The sequence below is a fragment of the Micromonospora okii genome, from assembly GCF_020884795.1.
GTDB lineage: Bacteria > Actinomycetota > Actinomycetes > Mycobacteriales > Micromonosporaceae > Micromonospora > Micromonospora okii.
In genome coordinates, this window is record NZ_BBZF01000015.1 from 391,867 (window position 1) to 404,952 (window position 13,086).

A 13,086-nucleotide genomic window follows, 5' to 3' on the forward strand; every position below is an offset into this window, starting at 1 on the left:
GGGAGGCGGCCCGCCGACGCCCGGCGGATCGCGCCACTCCTCCCTTCCGGCGAATATTCCGGGGCGTAACCGACCGACTTGCTGCGGGGGTCGGCGATGACGACAAACATGGTTAGCCTGAGGTGCCAGTGCGATCCCTGCGGCAGACGATGCTTCTCGTCGGCAACCAGACGGCGGGTCCAGGTGCTCTTGTACAGCGCTGCCGTTCCGCGACGAGGAGGAGGCCCGTGACCCAACAGACCTGGGACGAGGTGGGCGGCGAACTGCTGCCGCACGACGAGTTCCGCGCCGCCAGCGAGGCCATCGTGGCCAACATCGAGCGGGTCATCGAGGGCAAGACCGCCACGGTGCGCCTCGCCCTCGCCGTCCTGCTCGCCGAGGGCCACCTCCTCATCGAGGACGTGCCGGGCGTCGGCAAGACCAAGCTGGCGAAGGCCCTCGCCCGGTCGATCGACTGCACCGTGCGGCGCATCCAGTTCACCCCCGACCTGCTGCCCAGCGACGTCACCGGGGTCAGCGTCTACAACCAGGAGACGCACGACTTCGAGTTCCGCACCGGCGCCGTCTTCGCCAACCTGGTCGTCGGCGACGAGATCAACCGGGCCTCGCCGAAGACCCAGTCCGCGCTGCTGGAGTGCATGGAGGAGCGGCAGGTCACCGTCGACGGGGTCACCTACCAGCTCCAGACCCCGTTCATGGTGATCGCCACCCAGAACCCGATCGAGATGGAGGGGACGTACCCGCTGCCGGAGGCGCAGCGGGACCGGTTCACCGCCCGCATCGCGATGGGTTACCCGGACCCCGGGGCCGAACTGGCCATGCTGGACGGCCACGGCGCCGCCGACCCGCTGCGGGAGCTGCGGCCGGTCTCCGACGCGGACACCGTGCGCCGGCTCATCGCCACGGTCCGCGAGGTGCACGTCGCCGACGCCGTGAAGCAGTACGCGGTGGACCTGGTGACCGCCACCCGGGAGGCCCCCGACCTGCGGCTGGGCGCGTCCCCCCGGGCCACCCTGCAACTGCTGCGCACCGCGCGGGCCGTCGCCGCCCTGGAGGGGCGCGACTACGTGCTCCCCGACGACCTCCAGGCGCTGGCGGTGCCGGTGCTGGCCCACCGGATCATCCCGACCGCCGACGCCCAGCTCGCCCGGCGCACCACCGACGCGATCGTCTCCGAGCTGGTGCACCGGCTCCCGCTGCCGCACGACCGCCAGCGCTCCCCCTACGACACCCGGCCCGCCGCCGAGGGCCACGGCCGAGGCCCGTACGAGCCGCGGAAGGGGTGAGCGTGCGCGACGGACTCCGGGGCCTGACCACCCGCGGCCGGTCGTTCCTGGCTGCCGCGCTGGCCGCCGCGGTCTCCGCTGCCATCCTCGGCGAGCGGGACCTGCTGCGGGTGGCCGTGCTGCTGGCCGCGCTGCCGCTGCTCGCCGCCGCGTACGTCGGGCGCAGCCGGTACCGGCTGGCCTGCAACCGGTCGCTGGAGCCGCACCGGGTTCCGGTGGGCGCCAACTCCCGGGTGGTGCTGCGGTTGCAGAACCTGTCCCGCCTGCCCACCGGCACGCTGCTGCTGGAGGACCGCCTGCCGTACGCGCTGGGCAGCCGGCCCCGGGTGGTGCTGGAGCGGCTCGGCGCGCACCAGGCCAGTTCGGTGGCGTACACGGTCCGCGCGGACGTGCGCGGCCGGTACGAGGTGGGCCCGCTGGTGGTCCGGCTGACCGACCCGTTCGGGCTGTGCGAGCTGAGCCGCGCCTTCCCCAGCACCGACCACCTCACCGTGATCCCGCAGGTCACCCCGCTGCCCTCGGTGCGCCTCCCCGGCGAGTACGCGGGCAGCGGCTCCAGCCGGGCCCGGTCCGTGGCGGTGCACGGCGAGGACGACGTGGCGACCCGGGAGTACCGGGTGGGCGACGACCTGCGCCGGGTGCACTGGAAGTCGACCGCCCGCACCGGGGAGCTGATGGTCCGCCGCGAGGAGCAGCCCTGGGAGAGCCGGGCGACCGTCGTGCTGGACACCCGGGGGTACGGCCACCACGGCGACGGCCCCACCGCGAGCTTCGAGTGGGCGGTCTCCGCGGCGGCCAGCATCGCCGTGCACCTGCGCCAGGCCGGCTACAAGCTGCGCCTGGTCACCGGCGACGGCGCGGACGTCGACGCGACCGAGGCAGTCGGGGACGGCGTGCTCCTCGACCAGCTCGCCGACGTCCGGCTCGACCCGCGCGGCGAGATCACCTCGCTGGTGCGGCAGGTGCGGCAGCGCGCCGACGGCGGGCTGATCATCGGCCTGTTCGGCACGGTGGACACCGCCGAGGCGGAGCTGCTGGCCGGTCTGCGGGGCAACGGCGCGACCTGCGTCGGGTTCCTCTTGGACAGCTCGACCTGGCTGCACCTCACGCCCCGGGCCCGGGCCGAGGCCGACCACGCGCACGCCGCCGCCGCGCTCGCCCTGCTGGGCAGCGGGTGGCGGGTGGTGGGGGTCGACCACGGCGCCCAGCTACCGGCGCTGTGGCCGCAGGCCGGCCGGGGCCAGCAGGGCTTCGCCCTGCGGGCGGCGCTGGCCGAGACCGTGGCCGGGCGCGTCAAGTGACGAACCGGCGGGCCGCGCGCCAGTGCGCCCGGCCCGGCGGGCAGACGACCGGAAGGGTGGTCCCGTGACCGCGACCCGCAACCTCGGCTTCGTGGCCGCCGGCGCGACCCTGCTGGCGGCGGCCCCCCTGTCGGCGATCTTCGAGCGCTGGACGTGGCTCATCCAGACGTCGATCGCGGTCGCGGTGGTGGCCGGGGCCGCCGCGCTGACCCGGCTGGCCCGGATGCCGCTGTGGGGGCAGGCGCTGGGCATGCTCGGCGGGCTGACGCTCGCGCTGACCTGGCTCTTCCCCGCTGGCACCGAGCTGGTCGCGTTCCTGCCCACGCCGGGCACCTTCGCCCACTTCGGCGAGCTGCTCGGCGCGTCGGCGCAGGACATGCGCTCGTACGGGGTAAAGGTTCCCGACACCGACCCGCTGCTCTTCGTGACCGTGCTGGGCATCGGCGCGGTGGCGGTGGTGGTGGACGTGCTCGCCGTCGGGCTGCGCCGCCCCGCGCTGGCCGGCCTGCCGATGCTCGCCGTCTACTCGGTCCCGGTCGCCGTGTACACCGACAGCGTCCCCGCCGTGCCGTTCGTCGTCGGCGCCGCCGGCTACCTGTGGCTGCTGGTCACCGACAACGTGGACCGGGTGCGCCGGTTCGGCCGCCGGTTCACCGGCGACGGCCGGGACGTCGACGTGTGGGAGGCCTCCCCGCTGGCCGCCGCCGGGCGTCGGCTGGCCGTGGTCGGGGTGGTGCTGGCCGTGGCGCTGCCGCTGGCGGTGCCGGGGATGACCGGCGGCCTGCTCGACACCCTCGGCTCGGGCACCGGCGACGGCAGCGGCCGACCCGGGCAGGGCGGCAACCAGGGCCGCGTCGACCTGTTCGCCTCGCTCAGCGGCCAGCTCAACCAGTCCGAGGTGTACGAGATGGTCAAGGTGACCACCTCCGAGCCGAACCCGTTCTACCTGCGCTACGGGGTCGCCGACGAGCTGCGGCCCGACGGCTTCCGGGTGCGCACCCCCACCGGCCGCCCGGTCACCCGGGACCTGCCCGACCCGACGCAGCGGGCCCGCGCGGGCGTCGAGCAGAAGCGGTACCGGGCCACCGTCAAGGTCACGAAGAACCTCGCCATGCCGCTGCTTCCCGTGTACGCCGAGCCGGTGCGGACCGAGGAGTTGGGCGGCAACTGGCTCTACGACCCGAACCTTCAGGTGCTCTTCTCCAACCGGGACAACTCCCGCGACAAGAGCTACTCCTTCGAGTACGTCCGCTCGACGTACACCCCGGCGGCGCTGCGCCAGGCCCCGTCGCTGCCGTCGGACCACCCGGTCCGGCTCCAGCAGACGGCCACCCCGCCGGCCCCGAAGGTGGACGCCCTGGTCGCCGACCTGGTGCGCGGCAAGCGCACCGACTACGACAAGGTCCGGGCGATCTACGACCACTTCTCCGCCGACAACGGCTTCACCTACAGCCTGACCACCAAGGGCGGCACGAGCGGGCAGGACGTCGTCGACTTCCTGACCAACAAGGCCGGCTTCTGCCAGCAGTACGCGGCGGCGATGGCGTGGCTCGTCCGCGCGGCCGGCATCCCGGCCCGGGTGGCGTTCGGTTTCAGCAACGGCACGGGCCGCACCGACGACGGTTACGTGCTGACCAACCGCAACCTGCACGCCTGGACCGAGGTCTACTTCGACGGGATGGGCTGGGTGCCCTTCGACGCCACCCCCGCGTACGGGGTGCAGGGGTCGACCCGCTCGGCCTGGGCGCCGGACACCGACCGGCCGGAGCCGGAGAGCCCCGGGGCCGGTTCCCCCGCCACGCCGGACGACGCGGAACCGTCGGCGGGCCCGGCCGGCCGCGACGCCGCCGACCGGGAGACCGACGCGGGCCTCGCCGTCGGGGCGGACGCCCCCACCCGGGAAGACCCCACCTGGCCGTGGTGGGCGGCCGGCGCGCTGGCGCTGCTGGCCCTGCTCGCCGCCCCGGCGCTGCGCCGGGCGGCGTTGCGCCGCCGCCGGGGCGGCCGGGCGGCGGTGGCCGCCGCGCCGGCCACCGTGGGCAGCGGCGCGGGCGGCTCCGAGCGGACGATGGTCGTGCAGGTCGACGCCGACCGGGCCCGCGCGGACGCCCACGCCGCCTGGGACGAACTGCTCGACACCCTGGTCGACTACCGGGTCCGGGTGGACCGGACGGAGACGCCGAGGGCGACCGCCGAGCGCCTGGTGAACGACGACCTCGCCGAGGACGCCACCGCCGCCGCCGGGGCCCGGCTGCTCGGCCGGGCCGAGGAGCGGGCCCGCTACGCCCGCGCGCCCCTCACCGGCGAGGAACTGCCCCCGGCCCTGCGCGCCGTGCGGGGCGCGCTCGCCGGCCGGGCGGGCCGCCGGGCCCGGGTGGTGGCCGCCGTGCTCCCGCCGTCGGTGCTGCTGCACTGGCGCACGGCGGTGACCGACGCGACCTCGCGGCTGGTGACCCGCGCCGGCGACGCCCGGTACCGCCTGCTGCGCTGGACCCCCCGCCGACTGCTCTCCTCCCGCCCCCACCGCTGACCCCACCCCGCGCACTCACCACTGACCCCGCCCATCGGCGGAAGACGACGCAAATTCACGGAATCAGTGGCTTAGAGCGCGAAATGGCCACTCATTCGGTGAATTTGCGCGCGGGGCGGGGCGGGCGCGGGGGGCAGGCCCGGAGCGGCGGGTTCTGGCCTGCGGCGCGGGTTGGGGTGGGCGCGGGCCTGCGGGACAGGGCGGGCGCGGAGTGGGCGCGGGCCTGCGGGCGGGCGGCAGCACGACCCTGTGGGAGTGGACGCGGGCCTGCGGGTGGGCGGCGGCGCGGCCCCGCCGGGGACGGCGGGGCCGGGATCTTCAGCGGCGGGGCCGGGTCAGCGGTGCCCCTCCGGGCGCTGCCGCCACCGGTCCTCCATCCGGTCGAGCAACGACGACCGGCGGCCGGACCGCCCGCGCGGGCGGCGTCGGCTGCTCGTCGTCCCCCCGACCACGTGCAGGTCGGGTGACTGCGCCCGGCGGTGCGACTGCACCGCGTACGCCGCCGCGCCGAGCATGATGACGAAACCCCCCACGGCAAGCGGTGGAGTCTTGATCACCGCACCGTAGACCAGCAGGGCCAGGCCAACGATGATCGCGCCGGCAGCGACGAGCAGGCGACGCCGCGCGTGGAAACGCGGGTCGCTGGCGCGCACGGCCGAGGCGAATTTGGGGTCCTCGGCAAGCGACCGCTCGATCTGCTCGAACAGCCGCTGCTCGTGCTCCGAGAGCGGCACGGCACTCCTCCCCGGTCACGTTGGTCGGCCCGGTCGGACCGACAGACCGTGGCAGCCATCCGGCTGCTTGCCGTCAAGTCTACGAGGGGGGTCGCGCGTCGGAAAGCGGGACGACCTATGGGCGGGGCGGATTTTCGTTTCGCCGGGGGTCGGGGCGGCCGAGCAGGCTCGCCGGACCTATGACGGATCGCCCGAATCGGGCGGCGGCGGCGTCCGCGGCGGCCTCGGCCTCCCGCCAGCCGCGCTCGGGAGCGCCGAGGGTGAGCTGCCGGGGCGTCTCGTCCGCCGGGGCGAGCCCCTCCATCCGGACCCCGACGAGGCGGACCCGCTCACCCGGGTCGAGGGCGGTGTAGAGCGCCCAGGACGTGTCGAACATCTCCCGGGCGGTGTCGGTGGGGACGCCGAGGGTGCGGGAGCGGCTGACCGTGCGGAAGTCGGCCATCCGCACCTTGATCGAGACCGTCCGCCCGACCTGGCCGGCCCGGCGCAACCGGCCGCCGACCTTCTCGGCGAGGGCGAGCAGCGCCCGGCGGATCTCCAGCGGGTCGGCCACGTCGGCGTCGAAGGTCACCTCGGCGCCGATGGACTTCTCCACCTGCTCGGGGGTGACCCGACGCGGGTCGCGCCCCCAGGACAGCTCGTGCAGGTGGCTGGCGGCGGCCTCGCCGACCGCCCTGCGGAGCATGCCGAGCGGCGCCTCGGCCAGGTCGCCGATGGTGGCCAGGCCGAGGCGGCGCAGCGCCTCGGTGGAGCGCTCCCCCACCCCCCACAGCGCGGAGACCGGCAGCGGGTGCAGGAAGTCGAGCACCTTCTCCGCCGGCACCACCAGCAACCCGTCGGGCTTGGCCCGGGTGGAGCCCAGCTTCGCCACGAACTTGCTCGGCGCGACCCCCACCGAGCAGGTCAGGCCCTGCTCGGCGGCGACCCGGGCGCGGATGGCGCGGGCGATCTCGGCGGGCGGACCGAACAGCCGGCGGGCGCCGGCCACGTCGAGGAACGCCTCGTCCAGCGAGAGCGGCTCGACCAGCGGGGTGACGTCCCGGAAGATCGCCATGACCGCGCGGGACGCCGCCGTGTACTGCGGGAAGTCGGGCGGCAGGTAGACCGCGTGCGGGCAGAGGGCGCGGGCCCGCGCGGTCGGCATGGCGCTGCGGACGCCGTACCGTCGGGCCTCGTAGCTGGCGGAGCTGACCACCCCGCGCGGCCCGACCCCGCCGACCACGACGGCCCGGCCGCGCAGCTCGGGGCGGCGGCGCACCTCGACGGAGGCGTAGAAGGCGTCCATGTCGACGTGCAGGATCGGGCAGCCGGAGTCGTCGCCCCCGGGCCCGAAGCGCGGGTCGCCGCCACGCGGCAACGACTGACTGCGACCCATCCCCGCAGGTTAGCCCCCGGGTCCGACAGCGCGGCGACCGCGCGGGCCCTCAGCCGCGCACGACCAGCAGCGGAATCGTCATCTCGGCGGCGGTGTCCGCGCCGTGGTACGCCACCAGGCGCGACTCCATCGGGTGCTCCGACCGGGTGGCCACCACGGCGGACGTGCCCCGGCACACCACCACCACGTCGCCGACGCGGCGCAGGTGCTCCTCGGGCACCGGGCCGAACCAGCCGGTGGCCACCGCCTCGTCGCGGCGCAGCACCCGGGCCGCGTCGCCGAGCAGGGCCGACCAGGCGGCCACCACGTCGTCGGCGGCGCCCGGCTCGACGTGCAGGTAGCGGACCCGGGGCTCGCCGGCCAGCACCCGCACCCCGGCCCGCAGCCGGGGATCGGCGTCGAAGTCGATCCGGTCCGCCGCCGGCACGTCGAGCTGGCCGTGGTCGGCGGTGACCAGCAGCGCGGCGTCCGGCGGCAGCCCGTCGACCAGCCGGACGAGCAGGGCGTCCACCTCGGTGGCGGCGGCCCGCCACGGCGCGGAGTCGACGCCGCTGAGGTGGCCGTGCCGGTCCAGGTCGGGGTGGTAGCCGGAGACCAGGGTCGGCCCGCTCCCGGCGCGCAGCGCGGCGAGCATCGCGGCGGCGAGCGCATCGGCGTCGGCCGCGCCCCGGTAGTCTCCGCCCCGGTTCGCGGCCAGGGTGAGGCCGCTACCGGCGTACTCGGGGCGGCTCACCACGGTCACCGCGACCCCGGCGGCGCGGGCCCGCTCGAGCTGGGTGGGCACGGGCTGCCAGCGCAGCGGCTCCGGGTCGCCGGCCCACTCGATGTGGCTGAGCACCCGGTCGGTGTCGGGCACCCGGACCTTGAAGCCCAGCACCCCGTGCGCGCCGGGCGCGGCGCCGGTGCCGAGGGTCACCAGGCTGGTCGGCGTGGTGGAGGGGAAGCCGGAGGTGAGCGGGCGGCCGACGGTGGCGGCGAGCCCGGCCAGGGTCGGGGCGTACGGGGCGGCGGTGGGGATCTGGTACCAGCCGAGCCCGTCGACCAGCAGCACCGCGACGCGCCGCACCCCGGCCAGCCCGGGGCGCAGCCCGAGCAGGTCGGCGGCCCCCGGCACGCCGAGCACCGCCAGCGCGCTGGGCAGCACGTCGGCCAGGCTCCCGCCGCCGTAGCGGGGCGGGACCGGGGTGAGGGGGCCCGGCGGGGTCACCGGGCCGGGCGACGGCGTCGGCGGCCCCGGCACGGGGCCGGGGCCACTCACGCCGGGCGGCGGGCGAAGAGGTGGAGTTGGGCGGCGAGGTCCCGGTACGGCGGCCGGGCGGCCAGGGCCCGCTCCAGCTCGACCAGGGCGCCCTGCTGGCCGTCCGCGACGGAGGCGGGGAGCAGGTCGGCCAGGACGCGTACCCCGTGGATCTCCTCGACCGCCAGGCCGGCGGCGGTGAGCAGCGCGGCGGCGCGGTCGGCGTCGTAGCGCCGGCGCAGGGTGTCCCGGGGCCCGGCGGCGCCGGCCGGGTCGGCGGCCAGCGCGGCAGCCACGTCGAGGTGGCCGCTCATCGCCCGGCCGAGCACCGCGGCGGCCCGCCCGGCGACCAGGACGCTCGCGGCGCCGCCCGGGCGCAGCGCGGCGGCCAGCGCGGACACCACCGGCACGGGATCGTCGACCACCTCCAGCACGGCGTGGCAGAGCACCAGGTCGACGCTGGCCGGCTCGACCAGGCCGGCGAGGGCGTCGCCGTCGCCCTGCACGGCGTGCACCCGGTCGGCGACGCCGGCCTCGGCGGCCCGGCGGGTCAGCGCGGCGAGCGCGTCGGGGCTCGCGTCGACCACGGTGACCCGGTGGCCGGCCCCGGCGAGCGGCACGGCGAACCCGCCCGTGCCGCCGCCGACGTCGAGGACGGTGAGCCGGTCGTCGGCGCGGCGGTCCAGTTCGGCCCGCAGCACCGACCAGATGACGGCGGTACGGGGGGTCAACGGCGGGCCGGTGAGTCGGCCCCGGGTCTGCTCCACGCGGTCGAGCCTAGTCACCCGGTCCAGCCGCCCGGCGCATCCGGTAGCCGGGAAACGGCGACCGGCGGAGCCCCGGGCGGCGGTGGACCGCCGGTGGCGCCTAGGACTCGCCGCCGCCGGCCGGGTCCTCCTCGGCGCGGGAACGGCGGGCGTTGGCCACCGCGCCGTCGGTCACCGAGTACTCGCGCGCCTCGGTGGTGTGTGCCGCGACCCAATCGGCGCCGAGCCGGGTGCGTCGGACGTTCGCCACCGAACCGCTGTACGTGTCGTTACCCGCCACTGGTTCCTACCCTTTCCTGGACCGCGGGCCACTCTGCCCGCGCGAGCACAATTGTCCCTCCCGACCACCGGCCACACCGTGACGCCGATCACCGGAAGTCGCGGGAGGCGGGGGCGACCGGCGGGTCGATCGGGTCGAGCCGGTCGGCGACGAGGTTGGTCACCCCCTCGTGCCGCTGCAACCGGCCGCGCACCACCAGCGCGGCGCTGCTGCGCGCCACCCGCCGGTGGCGCTGCCACAGCCCCGGCGAGCAGGTGACGTTGAGCATCCCGGTCTCGTCCTCCAGGTTGAGGAAGGTCACCCCGCCGGCGGTGCCCGGCCGCTGCCGGTGGGTGACGATCCCGCCGACCCGGATCCGCCGACCCGGCTCCACCCCGCCCAGCCGGGCGATCGGCACCGCGCCGAGGGCGTCGAGGCGGTCGCGGAGGAACCGGGCCGGGTGGCTCTCCGGCGACAGGCCGGTGGCCCAGACGTCGGCCACGAGGCGGTCCACCGCCTCCATCCCGGGCAGGGCCGGCGCGGTCGCGCCGGTCACCGTGCCCGGCAGCCGGCCCGGCCGGTCCTGGGCCGCCGCCCCCGCCGCCCAGAGCGCCTGCCGCCGGGTCAGCCCGAAGCAGGCGAAGGCGTCCGCGGTGGCCAGCGCCTCGAGCTGCGCGGCGGTGAGACCGACGCGCCGGGCCAGGTCCGGCATGTCCCGGTACGGCCCGCGCGCCGCCCGCTCCGCCTCGATCCGCTCGGCCACCCCGTCGCCGAGGGTGCGTACGCCGGACAGCCCGAGCCGGACCGCCGGACCGCCCAGCCCCCAGGAGTGCGGGGCCTCCCCCGGCCCGCTGCCCCACCGGGTCTGCGGCGTCGACTCCAGCACCGCCTTCGCGCCGCTGGCGTTGACGTCCGGCCGGCGCACCTCGACGCCGTGCCGGCGGGCGTCGTCGACCAGGGTCTGCGGCGCGTAGAAGCCCATCGGCTGGGCGTTGAGCAGCGCCGCCAGGAACGGACCGGGGTGGTACCGCTTGAGCCACGAGCTGGCGTACACCAGGTAGGCGAAGCTCATCGCGTGGCTCTCCGGGAAGCCGTAGCTGGCGAACGCGGTGAGCTTGCGGTAGACGTCGTCGGCCAGCTCGCCGGTGATGCCCCGCTCGGCCATCCCCGCGTAGAGCCGGTCGGCGAGCTGGGCCATCCGCTCCACCGAGCGCTTCGCCCCCATCGCCCGGCGGAGCTGGTCGGCCCCCGCCGCGTCGAAGCCCGCCAGGTCGATGGCGAGCTGCATGAGCTGCTCCTGGAACAGCGGCACGCCGAGGGTCTTCTCCAGCGCGTTGCGCATCAGCGGGTGCGGGAACGTCACCGGCTCCTGGCCGTTGCGACGCCGGATGTACGGGTGCACCGAGCCACCCTGGATCGGGCCGGGCCGGATCAGCGCCACCTCCACCACCAGGTCGTAGAACTCGCGGGGCTTGAGCCGGGGCAGGGTGGCCATCTGGGCGCGGCTCTCCACCTGGAACACCCCGACCGAGTCGGCCCGGCACAGCATGTCGTACACCTCGGGGTCGTCCAGCGTCATGTCGCCCAGGTCGAGGGTCTCGCCGATCATGTCGTAGCCGTAGTGCAGGGCGGAGAGCATGCCGAGGCCGAGCAGGTCGAACTTGACCAGGCCGACGGCGGCGCAGTCGTCCTTGTCCCACTGGAGGACGCTGCGGCCGGGCATCCGGCCCCACTCCACCGGGCAGACCTCGATCACCGGGCGGTCGCAGATCACCATGCCGCCGGAGTGGATGCCCAGGTGCCGGGGGAAGGTCTGCAACTCGTCGGCGTACGCGACGACCTGCTCCGGGATGCCCTCGGCGTCGACGGAGGCGACCGAGCCCCAGCGGTCGATCCGCTTGCTCCAGGCGTCCTGCTGGCCGGGCGAGAAGCCGAACGCCTTCGCCACGTCCCGCACCGCCGACCGGGGCCGGTACGAGATGACGTTGGCGACCTGGGCGGCATGCTCCCGCCCGTACCGGGCGTAGACGTGCTGGATCACCTCCTCCCGGCGGTCGGACTCGATGTCCACGTCGATGTCGGGCGGGCCGTCGCGTTCCGGGGCGAGGAAGCGCTCGAAGAGCAGCCGGTGCCGCACGGCGTCCACGTTGGTGATCCGCAGCGCGTAGCAGACCGCGGAGTTCGCCGCCGAGCCCCGGCCCTGGCAGTAGATGTCCTCCCGGCGGCAGAAGGCGACGATGTCGTACACCACCAGGAAGTAGCCGGGGAAGCCCAGCTCCTCGATCATCCGCAGCTCGTGGTCGAGTTGCGCGTACGCCTCCGGGTGCGCCTCGGGCGGCCCGTACCGCTCCCGGGCGCCGTCCATGGTGAGCCGGCGCAGCCAGCTCATCTCGGTATGCCCGGGCGGCACCGGGTACGCCGGCAGCTTCGGCGCGACCAGCCGCAGGTCGAACGCCAGCTCCGCGCCGAACTCGGCGGCCCGCGCCACCGCGCCCGGGTACGCGGCGAACCGGGCCGCCATCTCCGCGCCGCCGCGCAGGTGGGCGGTGCCGGCGGCGGGCAGCCAGCCGTCGATCTCGTCGAGGCTGCGCCGGGCCCGCACCGCCGCCACGGTGGTGGCCAGCCTGCGCCGCCCCGGGGTGGCGTAGTGCACGTTGTTCGTGGCCACCGTGGGCAGCCCGGCGGCGGCGGCCAGCTCGGCGAGGGCGTCGTTGCGGTCGCCGTCGACCGGGTGGCCGTGGTCGGTCAGCTCCACCGCCACCGTCTCCGCGCCGAACAGGGCGGTCAGCCGGTCCAGCTCCCGGGCCGCCGCGTCGACCCCCTCGGTGAGCAGCGCCGCCGGCACGTGCCCCTTGCGGCAGCCCGTGAGCACCAGCACGTGGTCGCGCAGCTCAGCGGCGACCTCCGCCAGCTCGCCGTAGTCCGGGCGGCCCTTCTCGCCGCCGCGCAGTTGGGCGCGGGCGATGGTGCGGGCCAGCCGGGCGTACCCCTCGGGGCCGTGGGCCAGGACGAGCAGGTGGGTGCCGCGCGGGTCGGGCTCGCCGCTGCGGGCGGACGCTCCCCGCTTCCCGGGGGCACCCGGGCCGGGCGGGCCCAGCGTCAGCTCCGCGCCGACCACGGTGGGCAGCCCCAGCGCGCGGGCCGACTCGGCGAAGCGCACCACCCCGTAGAAGCCGTCGTGGTCGGTGACGGCGAGCGCGGTGAGCCCCAGCCGGGCCGCCTCCTCGGCCAGCTCCTCGGGGTGGCTGGCCCCGTCGAGGAAGCTGAAGTTGCTGTGCGCGTGCAGCTCGGCGTACGGCACCGCGCCGTCGCGGCGGGGCACCCCCGGGGCCCGGTACGGCCGCCGGTTGCGGGCCGCGCCGTCGCCCCCGTCGACGGCGAGCGGGTCCACCACGCGCAGGTGCCGCCCGTCGCCCCGCCCGCCGCCGCCTTGCCCGCCGCCACCCCGTTCGCCACCCCGTTCGCCGCCGCCCCGCCCGGAGAGCACGTCCTCCAGCTCCGACCAGGGCATCTTCGGGTTACGAAAACTCACCGGACGCCCCCTCGCCCGGCCCGTGCGGAGATCTTGGTAGCTTTCGGCCCCTCCAGGGGCCCCTG

The 13,086-nt window shown here is 76.3% G+C and carries 9 protein-coding genes; 3 read left to right on the forward strand and 6 right to left on the reverse strand.

Going from position 1 to position 13,086, the window contains the following annotated elements:
• Nucleotides 1-227 precede the first annotated feature (227 nt).
• The 3 genes from LPU43_RS11245 (at nt 228) to LPU43_RS11255 (ending at nt 5,117) form a co-directional block, all read left to right on the forward strand.
• Nucleotides 228-1,286, forward strand: coding sequence for an AAA family ATPase (locus tag LPU43_RS11245; RefSeq protein ID WP_229400217.1), 1,059 nt, complete (start codon nt 228-230; stop codon nt 1,284-1,286).
• A gap of 2 nt (nt 1,287-1,288) precedes the next feature.
• A complete protein-coding gene (locus tag LPU43_RS11250; protein ID WP_229400218.1) occupies nt 1,289-2,587 on the forward strand; it encodes a DUF58 domain-containing protein in 1,299 nt (432 codons plus the stop codon).
• Nucleotides 2,588-2,651: 64 nt separating this feature from the next.
• A complete protein-coding gene (locus tag LPU43_RS11255) occupies nt 2,652-5,117 on the forward strand; it encodes a transglutaminase TgpA family protein (protein WP_229400219.1) in 2,466 nt (821 codons plus the stop codon).
• Between the two features lie 335 nt (nt 5,118-5,452).
• Here LPU43_RS11255 and LPU43_RS11260 read toward each other — a convergent pair whose 3' ends face one another.
• The 6 genes from LPU43_RS11260 to LPU43_RS11285 all read right to left on the reverse strand — a co-directional run bounded on the left by LPU43_RS11260 (nt 5,453) and on the right by LPU43_RS11285 (nt 13,021).
• Nucleotides 5,453-5,851: an SCO2097 family morphological protein gene (locus LPU43_RS11260; protein ID WP_229400220.1), complete on the reverse strand. Its 399-nt coding sequence runs from the start codon at nt 5,849-5,851 to the stop codon at nt 5,453-5,455.
• Between the two features lie 115 nt (nt 5,852-5,966).
• Nucleotides 5,967-7,226, reverse strand: coding sequence for a DNA polymerase IV (locus LPU43_RS11265; RefSeq protein ID WP_229400221.1), 1,260 nt, complete (start codon nt 7,224-7,226; stop codon nt 5,967-5,969).
• A 49-nt stretch (nt 7,227-7,275) separates the two neighbouring features.
• Nucleotides 7,276-8,433 carry an alkaline phosphatase family protein gene (locus LPU43_RS11270; protein WP_373321686.1) on the reverse strand — a complete coding sequence of 386 codons (1,158 nt, stop codon included), beginning with the start codon at nt 8,431-8,433 and terminating at the stop codon, nt 7,276-7,278.
• Nucleotides 8,434-8,480: 47 nt separating this feature from the next.
• Nucleotides 8,481-9,248 (reverse strand): methyltransferase domain-containing protein, encoded by a 768-nt coding sequence (locus LPU43_RS11275; protein WP_229400222.1) that lies wholly within the window; start codon nt 9,246-9,248, stop codon nt 8,481-8,483.
• Between the two features lie 82 nt (nt 9,249-9,330).
• Nucleotides 9,331-9,480: a hypothetical protein gene (locus tag LPU43_RS11280; protein ID WP_373321687.1), complete on the reverse strand. Its 150-nt coding sequence runs from the start codon at nt 9,478-9,480 to the stop codon at nt 9,331-9,333.
• Between the two features lie 118 nt (nt 9,481-9,598).
• A complete protein-coding gene (locus LPU43_RS11285; protein ID WP_229400224.1) occupies nt 9,599-13,021 on the reverse strand; it encodes an error-prone DNA polymerase in 3,423 nt (1,140 codons plus the stop codon).
• Nucleotides 13,022-13,086: the final 65 nt, after the last annotated feature.